The sequence below is a fragment of the Chryseobacterium vaccae genome (assembly GCF_009602705.1).
GTDB lineage: Bacteria > Bacteroidota > Bacteroidia > Flavobacteriales > Weeksellaceae > Chryseobacterium > Chryseobacterium vaccae.
In genome coordinates this window covers 4,235,773-4,253,785 of record NZ_VSWH01000001.1, presented here as the reverse complement: position 1 = coordinate 4,253,785, position 18,013 = coordinate 4,235,773, and the positions used below count along the sequence as shown (strand labels likewise).

The 18,013-nt window shown below is 36.6% G+C and carries 11 protein-coding genes and 1 tRNA gene; 1 reads left to right on the top strand and 11 read right to left on the bottom strand.

All coding sequences use genetic code 11. The features are described 5' to 3' along the window. Nucleotide 1: 1 nt before the first annotated feature. The 3 genes from FW768_RS19470 to FW768_RS19460 all read right to left on the bottom strand — a co-directional run bounded on the left by FW768_RS19470 (nucleotide 2) and on the right by FW768_RS19460 (nucleotide 6,374). Nucleotides 2-2,698, bottom strand: coding sequence for a DUF6493 family protein (locus tag FW768_RS19470; RefSeq protein WP_153398230.1), 2,697 nt, complete (start codon nucleotides 2,696-2,698; stop codon nucleotides 2-4). Beyond that, the gene (locus FW768_RS19465; RefSeq protein ID WP_153398228.1) at nucleotides 2,679-5,225 is read right to left on the bottom strand and encodes a DUF6493 family protein; all 2,547 of its coding nucleotides are present in this window, start codon (nucleotides 5,223-5,225) and stop codon (nucleotides 2,679-2,681) included. Before FW768_RS19465 ends, FW768_RS19470 begins: the two co-directional genes overlap by 20 nt. A 222-nt stretch (nucleotides 5,226-5,447) precedes the next feature. After that, nucleotides 5,448-6,374: a tyrosine-type recombinase/integrase gene (locus tag FW768_RS19460; protein ID WP_153398226.1), complete on the bottom strand. Its 927-nt coding sequence runs from the start codon at nucleotides 6,372-6,374 to the stop codon at nucleotides 5,448-5,450. A gap of 82 nt (nucleotides 6,375-6,456) precedes the next feature. Here FW768_RS19460 and FW768_RS19455 point away from each other — a divergent pair, with 82 nt between their 5' ends. Then, nucleotides 6,457-7,659 carry a restriction endonuclease subunit S gene (locus tag FW768_RS19455; protein ID WP_153398225.1) on the top strand — a complete coding sequence of 401 codons (1,203 nt, stop codon included), beginning with the start codon at nucleotides 6,457-6,459 and terminating at the stop codon, nucleotides 7,657-7,659. On the opposite strand, the gene FW768_RS19450 is transcribed toward FW768_RS19455, so the two are convergent. The 8 genes from FW768_RS19450 to FW768_RS19415 all read right to left on the bottom strand — a co-directional run bounded on the left by FW768_RS19450 (nucleotide 7,652) and on the right by FW768_RS19415 (nucleotide 17,996). Then, on the bottom strand, nucleotides 7,652-8,884 hold the full coding sequence (locus FW768_RS19450) for a restriction endonuclease subunit S (protein ID WP_185152010.1): 1,233 nt from the start codon (nucleotides 8,882-8,884) through the stop codon (nucleotides 7,652-7,654). The genes FW768_RS19455 and FW768_RS19450 overlap by 8 nt on opposite strands. Before the next feature lie 7 nt (nucleotides 8,885-8,891). After that, complete coding sequence (locus tag FW768_RS19445; RefSeq protein ID WP_153398221.1) at nucleotides 8,892-10,466, bottom strand: type I restriction-modification system subunit M; 1,575 nt, start codon at nucleotides 10,464-10,466, stop codon at nucleotides 8,892-8,894. A gap of 52 nt (nucleotides 10,467-10,518) precedes the next feature. After that, nucleotides 10,519-13,323 carry a type I restriction endonuclease subunit R gene (locus FW768_RS19440; RefSeq protein ID WP_153398219.1) on the bottom strand — a complete coding sequence of 935 codons (2,805 nt, stop codon included), beginning with the start codon at nucleotides 13,321-13,323 and terminating at the stop codon, nucleotides 10,519-10,521. Between the two features lie 391 nt (nucleotides 13,324-13,714). After that, nucleotides 13,715-14,812: a slipin family protein gene (locus tag FW768_RS19435; protein WP_153398217.1), complete on the bottom strand. Its 1,098-nt coding sequence runs from the start codon at nucleotides 14,810-14,812 to the stop codon at nucleotides 13,715-13,717. A gap of 430 nt (nucleotides 14,813-15,242) precedes the next feature. Next, nucleotides 15,243-15,305, bottom strand: a tRNA-OTHER gene (locus FW768_RS19430). A gap of 365 nt (nucleotides 15,306-15,670) precedes the next feature. Next, the gene (locus tag FW768_RS19425) at nucleotides 15,671-16,714 is read right to left on the bottom strand and encodes a DNA topoisomerase IV subunit B family protein (RefSeq protein ID WP_153398215.1); all 1,044 of its coding nucleotides are present in this window, start codon (nucleotides 16,712-16,714) and stop codon (nucleotides 15,671-15,673) included. A gap of 58 nt (nucleotides 16,715-16,772) precedes the next feature. Beyond that, on the bottom strand, nucleotides 16,773-17,324 hold the full coding sequence (locus tag FW768_RS19420) for a 3'-5' exonuclease (RefSeq protein WP_153398213.1): 552 nt from the start codon (nucleotides 17,322-17,324) through the stop codon (nucleotides 16,773-16,775). Between the two features lie 108 nt (nucleotides 17,325-17,432). After that, nucleotides 17,433-17,996 (bottom strand): metallophosphoesterase, encoded by a 564-nt coding sequence (locus FW768_RS19415; protein WP_153398211.1) that lies wholly within the window; start codon nucleotides 17,994-17,996, stop codon nucleotides 17,433-17,435. Between the last annotated feature and the right edge of the window lie 17 nt (nucleotides 17,997-18,013).

Here is an 18,013-nt window from a genome sequence, read left to right as displayed (position 1 = left end):
TTTATTTTTTTAGAAGAAGATTGCAGATTTTTTTCAGACTGGAGTTTTCTTTCCAGCTATCAAGTTTGTTTTTTAAGTTTTCATTGACTTCTGACTGGTTTAAAGACAGAACTTCGTAATATACATCTAATATCCTTTTAAGATTGGTAACCGGAGTATCCATCTGCAGCAGGATATGAACCATGAGTTCTTCAAGAGCCAGATTATGATCTCTGCTGACGTTCAGCATCTGATGCTGTACCAGATCTGTAAATCTTTTTACAGGAGCCCATTCTAATTTTTCATGGAGACCGATTACTTCTCCAAGACGTTTATTATTCATTACTTTATAAGAGACATGTTCCAGCCAGATTTCCGCAGCAGTACCACGGATTACTTTGTCTCCGTTAAGAAAGATCGTTCCCAGAAACAGCATGCTCATTTCATCCAAAGGTTTTTTCAGTTCATGAAGCGCCTGTGTAGTGTTCAGAACCAACCCTCTTTCATACACTTCTGCTACCCCTGAATAATACAGGCAGGTTTTAATTATTTTTGCCAGTACATTTCCAGGAGTATTAGGAAAACTCCACATAAAGACCGGAACTTCAGAAAATGATGTCTGTTCTGCTATAAAATACTCCAGAAACAGCTGATGTTCTCTTTTTTCAAAATGATATTTCGGAATTTTTATATCGAGTTCTACCGGATAATATGAGTTTTTTCCACTGTCAACAGTCTTCCAGCTATATCTACCGGAAAGAAGTTCCTTAGGAATGCTATCATATCCAAAGTCTTTAAATTCTTTAAAAACAGTTTGTGGAGAACGCGTAATTCCTGCTGTCATCCACCATGAAGGATGTTCAAATGTTCCCTGAGGGGCTGCATTATTTTTATTTAAAAAGAAAAGCAGCAAATCTTTATACTCACCTTGTAGTCTGCCTGCCAGCTGTAATGCTTCAGTGGTTCTTTCCAGTGAGCAACGCTGTAATGCCAGCTGCACATCCATAGAATCAGGATTTATCCCTTTTTTCTGATATATTTCAAACCTCTCAACCAGTGTCACAGGAGATATCCAACATGGAGCATGAGTTGTGGTAGAAAGCAATGGGGTCTGATCTCCCGATTGGATCTTACGGAAAGCGTGAACAGCAATCTCTCTGAACGGTTTCATGGCCAGTCCTCCTACAAAAAGATCTTCAAGAGGTACTAGCTTTTTCTGATAACTTGAATAGGCTTCTCTTGTTGCTTCATCTTCACGTGTTCTGGTATATATTTTTTCCAGATTTTTAAGCTGTACAGGGTATTTTTCCAATAAGGTAAGACCATAATTAATGATCAGGTTACATAATATCACATTGAAATAAGGAACTTCCCATTTTGCAATCGTTTTACAGGCTTTTTGAAAAACAGGTTCAAACAGCTTTACCGATTCTGTATCTGCTTCTCCTGCAAAGCGGACCATTGCTGCTATAGCCAGATCATAGTAATACGTTCCGGGATTTTCAATAGCCTGCGGAAGGAAAAACATGAGATCCTCAAAGCTTCCGGGCGCCTGAAGTTTTACGTCTTCACTAATTAGCTCTAAAGTTTCAACTGTTACCTCATCCAATTCCTGATATTTATCTTCTATAAATTCTGCCAATATAGGTTTAACATTCGCCAGAATATTGTCTGAATAATGGGATAAAGCTTCTTTTATTCCTTCAGAAACAGGAATATATTTATGGATAATTTTAGCTGCTTTGGATTGTATGCTTTCATCTTTGCTCACAAATGCCGCACTTAGTGCCATTCCAAGATCTTCTGTATCAGATTTTTTCTTCTGAAGAATCTTTTCTGTTACGGAAAGACTGGAAGTAACCACGGTTTTGATTTCCGAACTTAGCAAATTCGGAAGAAAATGTGAAAATTCGGTGGTTTTAAATTCCGGATCAGTCACTATTTTTTTCAGGTGAACAAGGATAGTATTGACTGCTTTTGACTGCAGGGAAGCCAAGCCCGCCAGCAGTTCATCCTGAAGCATAAGCAGTTCTTCATAGGTAGGTTTCAGGGTATTGAATGCCTCTATGAACCAGCCTGTGACATTTTTATTGAAATTTCTGTTGGCTGCCAGAAGGCATTCTTTTAGAAATCTTTTTCTGTCAATTTTATTTTTGGCGACCAGTTTTTGTACTAAAGGAAGCCATTCTTTATAAAAAGGAAGTGATTTGGAAGGGAATTCGCACAGATACCAAAAATGGGTTTCCAGTGTTTCCGGATACTTTTCAAGGTCGGAAGGCTGATTGCTCAGATGATATCCCAGCAATTCAGGGCTGGGCTTTACATAGCCTTTTTCTGCCCAACCTAAAATATCCTGATAGTTAAATGCCGTAAATTCAGCTTCTACAGAATCGTTGATAAAATCGGAGAACCAACTTGGGCAGCCCCATTCTAATATTTTATCCGTCTGTTCTTTATCACTAAAAAAACTCCAGTAATTTTTACCGTAATGCTTCTGATCCATACAGACAAATGATGCTATATCTATAATGGAATGCTGATCTACAGAACCGGAGGTGTGATAGGAGTTTTTCGTCATTACGATCTTGTTGATCTCACGGTCCAGTTTTTTTATGGTAGGAACCAGTGTTTTTCTTTCTTCAGCGGTAAGCTGTTTCAAAAAAGGAATAATCTCATGTTTTTTTTCCTCGTTAAGAATCTCATAAAGTCTTTCTTTCATTTGTTTTTAATTTGATAATAATTTTTTTCAGGTTATTTTCGTTTTTCCACTCTTCAAGTCTTTTATTCACAGCTGTCTCAGTTTCTGACTGGTTGAGCTGCAGGAGTTCATAGTAGAATTCAAGCAGCTTTTTAAGATTAAAAACCGGGTGATTTATTTCTCTAAGAATGGCTGTCAATAGTTTTTCAAAAGCATGATTATGACTGGTACTCAGATTGATAAAGCCATTAAGTCCATCAGTCAGTCTTTTTACGGGAGCCAGTCCGGATCTGATCATTTCCCCAATCAGCATTCCCGTAGCAGATGCATCAAAATCATCAGAAACTATCTTGTAAATAAGTGCTTCAAAAGCCGTACCACAAAGGGTTTTATCTTTATTAAGAAGTGCTGCTGAAAGGAATAAATAATGAACCGGCTGAAAAGGCAGTTCCAGCTTCATCCAGGCGTCCAGTAATTCGGTATTTCCTCTGAGGTCATAATGATATACTGCATTGGAAAGTGTTTCGTTATATTTTTTTGCAAAAACAGATCCCGAAAAGTATGGAGCCGTATACAAAACAGGAATAAGATCATCATAATATATTCCATGATAGGAATTGAACAGATAGTCCAGTAATGGAGCATTTTCCGGAATCTCTTTCTGATTTTCAATATTGAAGATCAGCTCCGGAACTTCTTCTGTCTGGTTCCATTGATAAAGTTTTCTGGTTCCGGTTTTCCAGGTAAAACGGCCCTCCAGATAGGTATTTTCGTATGTACTTTTATAATAATCAGGGTTAAAAACCGGATTCAGGAGTTGAAGATAGTTTTTATCCAGATGTTTTTGTGCATAGCGCAGAGCCTCATCAAGGTTTTCTTTTTTGGTTTTAAGTACTGCTTTCTGCAGGTCAAAAGGCATTGGCTTTTCTTTCTGTTCCTGGTAGATTTTCAGTTTATCAGTCAGCACCCGGATATTAATCCAGCATGGTGTTTGATCAGGCACGGAAAGCAGAGGAAGTTTCTTTCCTTGTTTTAATAATTCAAAAATATCCAGAAGAAAACGATGGTACGCTTTAAAAATCAATGGTGTTCGTTTTCCTGCCCAATTTTCTAAAGCAGGGAATTCTTTCTTTACTTCATACAATACCGGAGATGCTTTTTCCTGTTTCATCAGGGCATAACTGATAAAAAATGCAGCCAGCAAATGATGCATGCCTTCTCCGTTTTTCCTTTTCAAAGCAGCTTTGAAAGCAGGCTCCAGCTGAGACCAATGTTCTTCATTAATTTCTGCATCGAATCTCATCAATGCGTCCAGAAACAGATCAAAGTACCAGGGTTCATTCTTGATAAAAGCCTGTGGAGCAAAAAAGATAAAGTCATTTATCGTTTTAATAGGTGCAATAGGTTCTGACACATGCCATACTCTTATTTCATGGTTGTCATTACCGCCTGTATCAATATTTTTCTTTTCAGACAGAAATTGTTCCAATAAAATAAGGGTATCTGTAAGAAATGATTCGGAATAAGAATTCACTGCTTCCCGAATTTTATCGGATGAGGAATCTCCACACTTTGTAATTATTTTAGCTGTTTTAGTTTGTATGGCAGCATCTTTATTCAGAAATACAGGCATTACTAACAGACAGATCTCCTCACGGAATTCTGCATTATTCTTAGCTATTTTTTCTGCTATCTGAAGCAGTGTATTTAAAATATTTTTCCCCGGAAGACCAGCCAATACTTCTGCTGACTTCAGGAAATCCCACGTTTTAAAACCTTGTTCTGTACATGCCTGGCTTATCATTTTTAATACAGGGACAAAAAGTGACTGCTGGGATGACTGTAAAATAAGAAACAGCTCATCCTGAAGATCCAGAATTTCACCTGTGGAAGGTTTAAGATAGGAAAACAGCTCTATGAACCAGGTATTATGTTCTTTGGAAAAGTTTTGGTTTACCGCATAAAGGCTGGATTTCAATACTCTGAAACGGTTGATCTTGTTTTCAAGGATAAGTTGTTTCAGTATGTCTTTCCAGTTCCTTTGATGATAATTGTAAGTTATATCTGAGTTATATTCGAACAGAAACCATAAATGCGTTTCCAGTGTTTCCGGATATGTTAAAAAGAGTTCTCCTTCGGTATGATCAGAAACCAATGATTCTGAAAGCAGTTCAGCCAGAATTTCGTTACTCAGAACGCAATAGCCTTTCTGCTGCCATTCCATTGCTTTAAGGTAGCCTATATTTTTTAGAAAAGTATAACTTTCCCCAATCCAGTCCGGAACGTAAGATTCGAAAAGTTCATCCACAAGATTGACCGGAACGGCATAATATCCCGGAGAAAGTTTATCATATTCTTCTTTTGTTTTACTGCACGCCAAAGCAGTGAGCACAGAAATATGATTATGGCCCCAGTTTTTGTTTAAAGATTTCTTTAAAACAGCTGCAATTTCTCTCTTTTCTTTTATGGTAAGCTTTGTAAGAAAAGGAATGATTTCTTTGATTTTAAAGTTCAAATAAATCTTCTTAAATTCTTCTTCAATAAGCATAATTCCAATCTTGGGGGACTAAAATAACAAAAATAGGAAGACGAATAATAAATTATCCCTTTAAAGTGAGTTTTTTAACAAAATTTTATATTTTTTGAGGCTACTTAGTCTGAATTTCAGCATGAAAAACTATTTTTTTTACTATTCAATTAAAATAAATCCACATTTCATCAGTAATTAAGAATGTGGATTTATATGAAAATTTTTATACAAAGTGAACTTTTATCTTAAAGCTTTAAACATCTGTTCAATGGCTTTCTTTTTCTGTTCCATATTAGGATGCACATACAAATTAAGTGTTGTGCTGATATTTGAATGCCCTAAGAGAACACTAACCGTTTTATAGTCACAATTGCTTTCAATACATCGTGTTGCAAAGCTGTGTCTCAAACCATGAAATTTAAGCTCCGGCATTCCCAGCTCTTTCATGAGGTTTTTGTAATAGCTTCGGTAGGTTCTGGGTTCTGTGGGTTTCGCATCATTCGTTAAAACAAAGAATAAAGGATTAACAATTTTTTTGAATGGCTTCAAAATTCTCAGAAGGTCTTTGCTGATTGGTATTTCACGGATAGAATTTTTGGTTTTCGGGGTATCAAGAATGAGCTCAGTCCTTCTGTTTCCGTCTTCAATCATGTAAATCCGCTGAATGGTTCTGTTGACACTGATCACACCATTATCGGTATCAATATCCTGCCAGGTTAGCGCACAAACTTCTCCGATTCTCATTCCGGCACTCAGACAGATATAAACTCCTAAATTTCTGAACGTGAAATGCTCCTGAATGTAGTTCATAATTTTCTTCTGATCGGCCCGGCTCAGTACTTCAATATTATGTTTTTCCCTTTCCGTAGGAAACTGAATATCAAAAGGCATATACTCCAGCCATTTGTTTTTTGCGCCGAATTTGAGGATCATTTTTAAAACAATCAGAATATCTTTAATTGTTTTCTGGCTCAGCCCGGCTTCCAATTTCTGAAAAACAAAGGCCTGTACATCAGCCTCTTCTACTCCATCCCTATCTCCAAAAACAGGTAATAAATGATTCTCTATCAACAGCATGTATGCTGAGAAACTTGATTTTTTCACATACTGCTTTTTATCTGCCTTCCACAGATTAATAACTTCAGAAAGTTGTTTCTGTTCCTTCATAATGATTTAAGTTTTTAAAATCCAAAGGAAAGTAATTAAGGATAAATAATCTTCAGGATTTTTTTGAGTCAAGGTTCCTAATTTGAGATTTTTCGGATTTACACAAGATTGGGAGAGAAAGAAACTAGGGGAAATTGGGGAGACCTATAGTGGATTATCAGGGAAAACCAAAGAAGATTTTGGAACTGGGAAACCTTACGTTCAGTACAAACAGGTTTTTGATCATTCCAAAATTGATACTTCAAGATTTGACTATGTTCGAATTAATGAAAGCGAAAATCAAAATCACGTAAAATATGGTGATATCCTATTTACAACATCTTCAGAAACTCCCGAAGAAATAGGTATGTCTTCAGTACTACTTGATGAAATTGACGAATTATATTTAAACAGTTTTTGTTTTGGATACAGACTGTATTCAATTGAAATGTTAAATCCTGCTTTTGGTCAATTTTTATTTAGAAGTGATGGTTTCAGAAGTATAGTGAAAATATTGGCACAAGGAAGCACGAGATACAATTTATCTAAGAACCAATTAATGAAATCTGAGATATCTTTTCCATCAATTGAGGAACAAAGAAAAATATCTGATTTTCTTTCATTGATTGATGAGAAAATTTTATCACAAAGCAAAATAATTGAGGAGTTGGAAACTTTAATTAAAGGACTAAGTGAAAAACTATTTTCTCAGAAAATTAGATTTAAAAAATTTGAGAATAAATGGGAGACACAAAGTTTAGGAGAGCTATGTAAAAAAGCTAAAAGTGGAGGTACACCAAAATCTACAATAGAAGAGTATTATGATGGTAATATTCCTTTTCTTGCAATTAGTGATATGACAGAACAGGGGAAATATTTGTATTCAACTGGAAAATATATTTCTAATAAAGGTATAGATAATTCAGCAAGTTGGATAGTTCCAATAGATTCTATCATATACTCAATGTATGCATCTGTTGGATTTGTCAGTATAAATAAAATAGAATTGGCAACTTCCCAAGCTGTACTCAATCTAATTCCAAATAATGATATCAATATAGAATATTTATATTACTATCTGGTTTATTTTCAAAAATTTATCAATAAATATATTACAACTGGTACACAAGGAAATCTAAATGCAGAAACTATAAAAAATTTTGAAGTAGCATTCCCTAACTCACTGGAACAAAATTCTATAGCGCAATTATTATCTTCGATTGATGCTAAGAAACAAATAGAGAGAAATTTGTTAAAGATATATCAATTTCAAAAGAATTATCTATTGCAGAACTTATTCATATAAATAAGTTTTGCAGCATATATACTTTCTGTATCTCATATTGCTGTAGCAATGATTTTTCAATATTTATTTTTTTATCAATTGATGTAAGAAAATCAGCAATTTTGGTTTGTTCTTTTAAAGAAGGAACTGAAATTTTGAATCTTGAAAATTCAGTTTTATTAATAATTGGCATTGTAGACGAACTCTGTATAGACTTTATAAATTCTGAGATATTTGCAACAGCATAGAAGACAAATTCATTATTAAAATCCGAATTAGGTATAATAGAGTTTATTTGTTGATTTGTTACACAAGGTTTCAATGATAAACTCATTTTACCAATAGAAGCGATACAAGTAAACATTATACTCTTCGGTGGTAGTATTTTTAGGTTTTCAGTTCTTTTAATAGTTCGTTCACTAGAGTATTGATATTTACTTTCATCCATATCTGTTGGTGTAATAAATTGTACATCTCCGTCCCACAAATCCAAGCTTTTAGTGCATGGCGTTTTCCCTGTAATTATTTGTCCAATGTCTCCAAGCATTATATCTCTCCATTCAAAAAAAATATTCCCATTGTCATCTTTAAATTTCAATTGGTATGAAAATAATTTTTTAATAAGAGTATTCTTTAGCAACTTTAAATCCCTAATTATTTTGCTTTGTAATAAAATTTTCTCATCTAGCTTGGTTATAAAATTGACAATTTTATCTTGTTCGTGCCTTATTGGAGACATAAAAAAATTGAAGCTAGCATATTCTTGTGAGTTGATTCCAGGTTGCCCTGATCTCATTGACATTATTTTGATCCATTTGTTGTACTCTTGTGTCTGTGTTTGAAAGAATATAAATTTAGAATTGTGGCTATCTTTAATTCTTGCTCTAATTAAAAATCCTGCAAAATATAACTTTCCATCAGAAGAGTCATATAAATATGATTTTCCAGTACTCGCTCCAGTCCTTGCGAATAATATATCGTTATTATTGACTAAATATTTTTCATTTAGATCTCCAGCAGGAGATACAGGATCTGTAGATTTATATTTTAATGAAGTATCATCAATATCAGTTATTCTAATATATTTATTTTCTCCATCAAAAGTTGTTGCTGCTGCATTCATTCCATAATCTAGAGAAAAGCAGCAATCCCCCAACCTCTTCACCTCCCACTCCCCCACAAATCCCGGGAATCTCAAATTAGGAACTTTGCCCTTTTTAAAAACTTGATTAGCTATCTCGATCATAGAATTATCATTTAGTAAAAGCATTAAGGATAGGTGATTCGAAGGTAAGGCCTAGCTCAGCCATATAGGAATTGATTTCCTCATCAAGTTGAGAGCGCTGAGCTTCCAATTGTTTTATTTCATGCATGACAGCCTGAATATCAACCTGTTCTTCCTCTTCAAAAGTATCTACATATCGCGGGATATTCAGATTATATTCGTTATCTGCAATTTCCTGTAAAGTTGCATTATGGCTGTACTTTGGGATTTCTGCACGGGTGCGGTATGTTTCGACAATCTTTTCGATATGTTCTACCCGCATTTTATTTTGGGTTTTAACTTTATCAAATTCTTTGCTGGCATCAATAAATAGAACATCTTCATCCTCTTTACGGCATTTCTTGGCTACGATAATACAAGTGGGAATACTTGTTCCGTAGAAAATATTGGCAGGAAGCCCGATAATAGCATCAATATAATTCTTCTTTTCAATCAGGAACTGGCGGATTTTTCCTTCTGCACTGCCTCTGAACAGAACCCCGTGTGGAGCTACACAAGCCATTGTTCCCTGGTCGTTAAGATGGTGGAGCATATGCAGGATAAAAGCAAAATCGGCTTTTGATTTGGGAGCCAGGACTCCGGCAGGACTGAAGCGGTCATCCGTATTAAACTTTGAAGCAGCACTCCACTGTGCGGAAAACGGAGGATTGGCTACAATCGCATCAAACTGCTGGTCTCCAAACTGGTCAGACTCCAGAGTATCGCCGTTGCGGATATCAAAATCTTTATATTTTACTCCATGAAGCAGCATATTCATACGGCACAGGTTGAAGGTTGTCGGATTTTTTTCCTGTCCGTAAATCACATCTGCCCGGCAGTTTTTTGCGGTTCTCAGAAGCAGGGATCCACTTCCACAGGTGGGATCAAATACATCTTTCAACCTTATTTTATCGGTAGTAACAATTTCCGCAAGAATCTGGCTGACTTCCTGAGGGGTATAAAATTCCCCTGCTTTTTTTCCCGCTCCGGCTGCGAACTGGGAGATCATATATTCATAAGCATCACCCAGAATATCAATATCCCCGGCTTCGTTTAAACCGAAATCTATTCCGTTTAAAGCGATCAGAACTTCACTTACCAGGCGGTTTTTATCCTCAGGTGTTCTTCCCAGTTTTGGAGATGCCAGATCGATATCGGAAAACAGTCCTCCAAAATCATCTTCACTCTCCTGTCCTATTGTACTGTCTTCAATACGTTTCATAGAACGTTCAAGGGCAGGAAGGATATTTTCCTTTTTCTGGATAAGGCTGATGATGTGAGAATACAGATGCTCAGGCTGAATAAAATACCCCAGATTATCAATACAGGTCTGCTTGATATTCTCTTTTAAGCTTTCATCATTACCCTCCCACGCCTGTCGAAAATCCACACCGTCATAGGCCAATTCTTCATTTACGTGAAGTTCAATTTTTTCTGACAAGTATTTATAGAAAATAAAGCCCAGTGAAAAGTACATAAAATCGCTTGGAGACATATTTCCTCTCAAAGCATTAGCCACCATCCACAACTGGGTGCGCAGTTTTTCCTGTAATTCTTCGCTCATAATTATTGTTTTTTATATCCGAAATGGATGTTGATAAAGATTGGTCTTGCTTTTAATCCCAGCTGAAGACACTGATTATGGTTTTTAATTTTTGGGATACACGATCAATAATGGTACGACGTTCATTCAGTCCGACTTTGATCTGTTTTACTGCATCCTGAATGATTTCAGGTTTTTCCCGCCGGAGATAATCATATTCTGCAATAAAAGCGGCCAGTGCCTCAACGTTGATCCCTTCTTCATCAGCTAATTTATGGATGGCTTCATCGCGTTTACGGGTTATGAATTCATTAAGAAGGCTTTCCAGATCCAGAGTACCGTCGGTTTTGGATCTTTCAAATTCTTCTTTATTGTTGTCAATGTTCTCTTGCATAAATTCATGGAAGAGTGGTGTCTTGTTACGTGTTTGCGAGTCATTGGAAATGGTATCCAGAATGCGCTGGCGCTCTTTTTCGTAATCATCTTTTTTAGTATCCAGTCCTGCCATCAGTTTCAGGATATAGCTTACGTTGATGATGTCGCTGTGCAGTAATTCGAGACAGAAATCAATATCCTCCAGAGTCTGTTGGTTTCCATACACCTGCGGATCTTCTCCAATGGTGGATGAAGTATGCACCCGATCTGCAATATCCAGGTATTTGCTCCGGAAGTCCATAAATTCCTGATTAGTCATTGGAAAAGAGCTGTCTTCGGAATCAAAATCATCATACACCTGTATTTCAGCCCGCTTTTTAATAATATCACGGAAGTCCAGTACGAAATCACGCCTGTCGTCTTCACTTTGCAGCAGATCTACGATCTGAACTTCAGGATATTTCTCTTTAAAGTCCTGCATAAGATCGGAAAGCTGTCCTTTGACTTCATCATAAGACCCGCGGATGATATGCTCAACAGGTTGGTTATTGCTGAATAATTTAATGGCTTCATCTACATTAGCCTTAAGATTGCGGAAGCAGATGATCTTTCCAAACTGCTTTTTATCGTTCAGAATACGGTTTGTTCTGCTGAAAGCCTGTAATAATCCATGATATTCCAGGTTTTTATCCACATATAAAGTGTTGAGTTTTTTAGCATCAAAACCCGTGAGGAACATATTCACCACAAGAAGCAGATCCAGAGGTTCCATATCCGGCTTTTTCTTCTTCATTCTCAAATTGATATCATCATAATAGGCTCCGAAATTTTCAGTAGAGAATGAAGTGTCAAACATTTGATTATAGTCGCTCATAATGTCTGCCAGTTCATCCGAAGTTACCTTTTCATTGGCAAACCCCTGCCCCATTCCTGTATTTTCATCATCCTGATTACTGATTGAGGGAAAAGTAAATACGGCACCGATTTTTATTTCAGGATTAAGCTGCTTAAAAAGCTTATAATATTTCACTAATGCCGTTATAGATTGAGTGGCAAAAAGGGCGTTGAATTCTCCGTCTGCAGTTGATTTATGGAAATTCCCCAAAATGAATTTTGCAATTTCAGTCATTCTGGTTTCATTCATATAATCTCCGCCTAATTCAGTATTTCCTTTGTAATATTCCACGAGAAATCCCAATACGTTATCGTCTGCAATCGCGTCTTTAATAAGGTATTTATGCAGGCAGTCATCAAATATTTCAGCCGTTGTATGCTCATTTGCATTTTTTGCAAAAATGGGCGTTCCGGTAAATCCAAAAATCTGAAGGTTGCTGAAAAACTGCCTGATATTACGGTGCGAATCCCCAAACTGGCTTCTGTGGCACTCATCAAAGATCATCACGACTTTCTGTTCGCGTACCTCCTGAAGATGTTTATTGTAACGGTCCCTCGTAACGGCATTGTTCAGCTTCTGGATCGTTGTAATAATAATTTTGGAATTCCCTCCCAGCCTTTTTATCAGTTCATATGTGTTATCGGTGCCATCTACGGCTCCCTTTTCAAAGGCATCATATTCACTTTGGGTCTGGGTATCCAGATCCCTCCGGTCTACAACGAAAATGACCTTATCTACCCCATCTATTTCAGACGCCAGCTGAGCTGTTTTAAAAGAGGTTAATGTTTTTCCGGCCCCTGTTGTATGCCATATGTAGCCATTTTTGGCGGTATTTTCTATTCTGGTCAGGATTTTTTCAACCGCATAATACTGATAGGGACGAAGGACCATTAAAGCACGATCCCCTTCATGTAAAACAATATATTTACTGATCATTTTCCCTAAGCTGCATCTTTCCAGAAAAGAGTTAGCAAACTGGCTCAGATCATTATAGGGAACATTTTCCGTATCCGTCCAGTTGAATGTGAAATTGTAACCACCATTGGGATTGTTGGCAAAATACCGGGTATTCACGCCATTCGAAATGATAAAAAGTTGAACATAATCAAACAGGCCTGTATAAGATGTTTTATAATATTGCTGAATCTGGTTATATGCTTCCTTGAGCTCTGTTCCTTTTCTTTTGAGCTCTATCTGAACCAAAGGAAGCCCATTGATGAGGATGGTGACATCATATCTGCATTTTTTTCTTCCTTCAGTAGTGATCTGGTTGGAAACCTGAAATTCATTTTTACACCATTTCTGCCGGTCCAGAAATTCAACCCAGATGCGCTGACCGTCTTCCGTATCAAGAGGGTAAAGATCTCTCAGCTTTTTTGCTTTCTCAAAACGGGTACCTCCTTCCAGGTGAATACGGATCTTTTCAAACTCTTTATCCGTAAAAGCTGTTCTTCCGGCTTCAGCCAATCTCTTTTTATTATGTTTCTCGAGCTGGCTTTTAAAATTGGCGTACAGATTTTCCTCTCTCAGCTGTACATATTCGTAGCTGTTGTCTATAAGAGTTTTTATCAGTCCGTTTTCCAGTGCCTGTTCGGTTTGGGTAGTCATCGTATTAATTTCTTGGAAGTAAAAGTAGAGGCTTCCGGCTTGATGACCTTACGGGTTTCCGTATTATGGGTAAATATTTTAAGTTTTGACAGGAACCTTAAACCAGAAACACGACATAAGTAATTGTTTTACAAATTTTTATAAATAAAAATAAATCCCAGCTATTTGATTATAACTGAGACTCTCCATTTCTTTTCCTCTGGAATGAAATATTCTTACCTATTAGCTTCAATTCCTGTTTCAAACCTTCAAAAATGATATATCCGATTGAGGGAAAGCTTCTAAAAGTTTATTCCGGATGGTATTATAATTATTTGGCATTGTAAGTAAATAAAAACGGGGCAAACCTGCTTATTCACAAGTCTGCCCCTATGGTGATAGTTATTAGTTTCTATTTAGCAAAAATTTCTTTCAGCTGGGAAACGATATTGCTGTTTCCGGAAACGGTGATATCTCCGATCTTTTCTGCGATCTTCTCCATATATTCCATTTCTTTCAGTTTCCACAGGACTTCATTTTCCTCCATCAGCTTTGCAGTGTTCAGAAGGCTTCTGGTAGAAGCTGTTTCTTCACGTCTCATGATGCTGTTGGCCTGGGCTTTTTTCTCTGCAATCAATACCTGGTTGATGATTTCTTTCATTTCCCCGGTCAGGATCACATCTCTGATTCCCGCGTCTGAAACTTTCAATCCAAGATCATTTCCTTTATTTCCGAAGTTTTCCAGGATTTCTTTTCCTACAGCATCTTTTTTCAACAATAGTTCATCCAGGGTAAGTGCTCCTACGAATTCACGCAGAGCCAGCTGCATCAGAACATACAATTGCTTATCATATTCCTTATTATGCATCAGGGATTTTTCAATATCGATGATCTGAAAGCTTACATAGAAGTTGATACGGAGCATAGCTTTATCTTTTGTTAAAAGCTCCTGTCCGGCAATTTCCATTTGCTGCATACGGATATCGGCACATTTTACTTCAATAGGAATTTCATTCATCCAGAAGTTGTATGTTCCCGGTTCAAGCACTTTCGTAAGTTTCCCGTCAATAAGCAGTATTCCTTTATATTGGTTGATCACTGAAAATTTTCTTACGAAGTTTCTCAACATTGGATTTTCCAGAACGGTTCTGGATATGTTTTCTGTGATTTCCACTTTGGTAAGGTCAATTTTCTGAAATTCTCTTTTCAGAATATCTTTCCAGAAGGCGTACTGCCCTACTTTCAATACTTCTTTGAAAATTCCGTTCTCATAGACCAGCACGATTTCGCCGTCTTTTACATCAATTACCTGTAACATAGTGTTCAGTTGTTCATTTTTAAGAAGAAGGTTAAGGTCTTCAGGGGCATGAAATGCTGTTTTCATGTCATGAATCGTTACGGTTTTATTTCCGAACATCCAGTAACCACCTTCTTTAAGGATCTGAATAAGGTTTCCGTTTTGGAAAACAAGACCTGTCTGATATGCTTTAACTGTAATTTTTTTCAACATTTCTAATTGTATTTTATGGTTATTATTTATTTAAAAAAGGGAAAAACCGAGATTGTTTCTTTCAAAAACAACGGAAGAAAAGGGCTTCAGAAAATTCATTCTGCCTCTGAACAGCTTTTTGAATGGTATTGTTGATTTCATGATTCTGTATCCTGTTCTTTTTTGAAACTCATACAAAAGCTTTTCATTAACTCTATTTATCCAATAAGGTCTGTTCCTAAGACCGATTTCATCTTCAGAAAAATCTTTTCCTGCAGGTCTTTCCAAAATGCTGATCCAACAGCTGAAAAAACCTCAGATTTTCCTGTAAAAAGATGTTTTTTTAATGAGAAACATTTAAAACTCGGCATAAAAAATAGATTTTGAGTCTATTTCAATGATACTGCAGTCATAGTGCAGCGCGTCAACCATTCCGCCATACCAATCGAATTGGCAGTGGGATTCGAACCCACACATCATAAGCTATTACTCTAACCAACTGAGTTATATTCCCGTGAAGGAAATAGAAGGATTCGAACCTTCGACCCATAGCGCATGGAATTTTATGGAAAACTCCTAACCTTCAGACCCGCTGAACAGAAGAACATCATATTTCTCAATAAAATCTCCTGCAATGGTGCTATACAGAAACACTCCAACATGGCCTGTCTGATATTTTGACTAAAATCTGTTTTTCAAAATTTTAGTAGTATTTCATTTTGATGATGCAAAGTAAGAAACCAATTGCGCAACCTTTTTGCGTATTAAAAAATTAAAGAAAATTATTTGATTTTATAGGTAAAAAAATTCTGATCATTGCCAAAAAGCATAATAAAATAAGGATCATACGGCTGTACGATCCTTATTTTAGCTGAATATTTATATCTCTGCTGTTATTTCAAATATCCGGAGAACATCAATGAGTTCGTCGTCTTTATCAGTAAAATAAGTTTTCAGTTCCTGATAGACGAATTCTTTACTTTCTTTTTGAACTAAAGGTGTTCCAAGTTTCTGTCTGGTTGCTCCAAGGAAAGTAAGCTCCCCTGTTACTGATGCATAAAGAAAAAGATGTTGTTTAAGCTTAGCAGAACGAACACTTATTCTTTTATTTTTCTTTCGTGCTTCTTCTTTAAAAAACTTTTGAAATCCCTGCATTATTCCATCTAATAGAGAACCTCCCAATGTAGCTTCTTTATAGTTCGCGTAGGTTTTGATCTTAAAAGCTTCATAACAGTTATTAAAAAAAAGCAAAGCAACCGCATAAGAAAATTCCGTTTTCTTTTGGAAATCCAATTTAAAAAAAGGACTGTAATAGAGAAATCTTTTTTCAAGTTCGTAATCCATGATCTCAGAAACTCCATTGGGAAAGTGAAAAATATTGACTTGTTGATCTTTGTTTAATTCATTGACACTTTTAATCTTAATTTCAGGATTCAGAAAGGCATATCTTCTGAATAAATGATTAAGTATTTCATAATTAAGACAAAGGTCTTTGAAAATTTCCCGATCGGGGATATAGTCTATTTTTATATTGTTACATGTTTCCTGAAAAACGGATGTAAGCTCCTTCAATTTTCCTTTATCTGATCTTATTCCATACTGATTACCATTATCATTAACCATCATTTCTGATGATTCACTTAGTGCCAGAATTTCGATAAGAGAGAAAGGACAATTTTTACTAAAATGTGAATCAACATTCTTTAAAGTATTGCTTAGTAACAGTAAACTTTTTTTACCAAATCCTTCAATAATCAATTGATTATCATCTTTCAGAGAGAAATGTATCTCATCAATACCTGCTTTAAAAAAATCCTCTATCAAATAGCCTAACATTTCCAGAATTCCATAATGGTTTGGGATTCCGATATACATTCCCGGACGCATTCTGATGTGCTCAATCGGGCTAATTTTTTCAATCATTTCAGGTACAGGTTATTTCTTTAAATATACGGATTTTAAGTGAATTTCACTCCTATTTTTAAGCCTGATTCAGGCACCAGTAAAGGATTTTAGCAATATTTTTCGCATCATCTACTCCTCGATGGTGAGTACCTTCAAGTTTCATATTCAGTTCACCTAGAGCTCTGGCCATTCCGACACTTTTCCTGACTGTTGGATGCAGCTGGCCGAACAGGGTTTTCACGTTGATATGGTCATAACTCAGCGGATAATCCACGTTAAATCTTCTGGCCTGGCTTTGCAGCATATTCAGGTCGTAATTTCCGTAACTGGCCCAGGTAAGGTCTTGGGAATCATATTCTGCACGCAGAATGTCCAGTGCATCTTCCAGCATCACACCTTCTTCGTCCAGCATTTTCTGGGTAAGGGAAGTCAGTTCTGTACAAAACGGACTTACTTTTGAATATTGCGGTTTCACTAAAATTCCTTCATTTTGGGAGATACGGCCGGTAGCTGCATTCATGATGCATACTCCGATCTCAATGATCTCACTTTCCTGACCTCTGGGCGGGCGGTTATCCCAACATGTGGCTTCAAGGTCTATAATTAATATATTTTCTGTTGTTTTCATTGGTTTACATTTTCTAAAGGGGGAAGATGGGAGCCAGAAGATGGAATTTAATATGGTCTTTCTCAATTTTCTTTCTCCCTGTTTCTATCTCCCTTTTTTATTTTAAATTTAATTTCTTGGGGCAAACGGGGGTGTCCACTTTTTTCGTTTCATAATTTCTTTGACTTCTTCATAAGAAATCGGGTAAAAATTATGACAGTCAACTCCCACGTCAAAGCTCAGGGCCATTTCATCGTCCGGTAATGTTCCGTGTGAATGACCGTAGAGCTGCCAAACTCCGCGGTGAGAGCCGTTCCAGCTGCGCATGGCGTAATGCAGAAGAATAATTTTCTGATTGCTATTGCTGTTGTCCGGTTCATCAACTCTCAGTTCGTGGTAATCTCTGATGGATTCGAAACGTTTGGGATAGGTAAGTGCCGCGCCTTCATGGTTGCCTTTTATCAGGTGGATTTTACCGTTCAGCCTGTCGAGGACTTCTTTGGTAAAATCAGGTTTACCGAGGCTGACATCGCCTAAATGATAGACGGTATCATTGACACCAACCTTCTCGTTCCATCTCTTGATAAGCTCTTCATTCATCTGTTCCAATGATTCAAAAGGTCTTTCTGAGAATTTTATAATATTGGCATGACCGAAATGATGGTCTGCCGTGAAAAAAATATTTGGTTTCATTTTTTTTAATTGTTTTT

Bases quoted from the DNA above. Each gene is read 5' to 3' on its own strand.
- FW768_RS19415 (WP_153398211.1), bottom strand. From the start codon at position 17,996: ATGAAACCAAATATTTTTTTCACGGCAGACCATCATTTCGGTCATGCC.
- FW768_RS19465 (WP_153398228.1), bottom strand. From the start codon at position 5,225: ATGCTTATTGAAGAAGAATTTAAGAAGATTTATTTGAACTTTAAAATC.
- FW768_RS19420 (WP_153398213.1), bottom strand. From the start codon at position 17,324: ATGAAAACAACAGAAAATATATTAATTATAGACCTTGAAGCCACATGT.
- FW768_RS19460 (WP_153398226.1), bottom strand. From the start codon at position 6,374: ATGAAGGAACAGAAACAACTTTCTGAAGTTATTAATCTGTGGAAGGCA.
- FW768_RS19470 (WP_153398230.1), bottom strand. From the start codon at position 2,698: ATGAAAGAAAGACTTTATGAGATTCTTAACGAGGAAAAAAAACATGAG.
- FW768_RS19425 (WP_153398215.1), bottom strand. From the start codon at position 16,714: ATGATTGAAAAAATTAGCCCGATTGAGCACATCAGAATGCGTCCGGGA.
- FW768_RS19445 (WP_153398221.1), bottom strand. From the start codon at position 10,466: ATGAGCGAAGAATTACAGGAAAAACTGCGCACCCAGTTGTGGATGGTG.
- FW768_RS19450 (WP_185152010.1), bottom strand. From the start codon at position 8,884: ATGATCGAGATAGCTAATCAAGTTTTTAAAAAGGGCAAAGTTCCTAAT.
- FW768_RS19440 (WP_153398219.1), bottom strand. From the start codon at position 13,323: ATGACTACCCAAACCGAACAGGCACTGGAAAACGGACTGATAAAAACT.
- FW768_RS19435 (WP_153398217.1), bottom strand. From the start codon at position 14,812: ATGTTGAAAAAAATTACAGTTAAAGCATATCAGACAGGTCTTGTTTTC.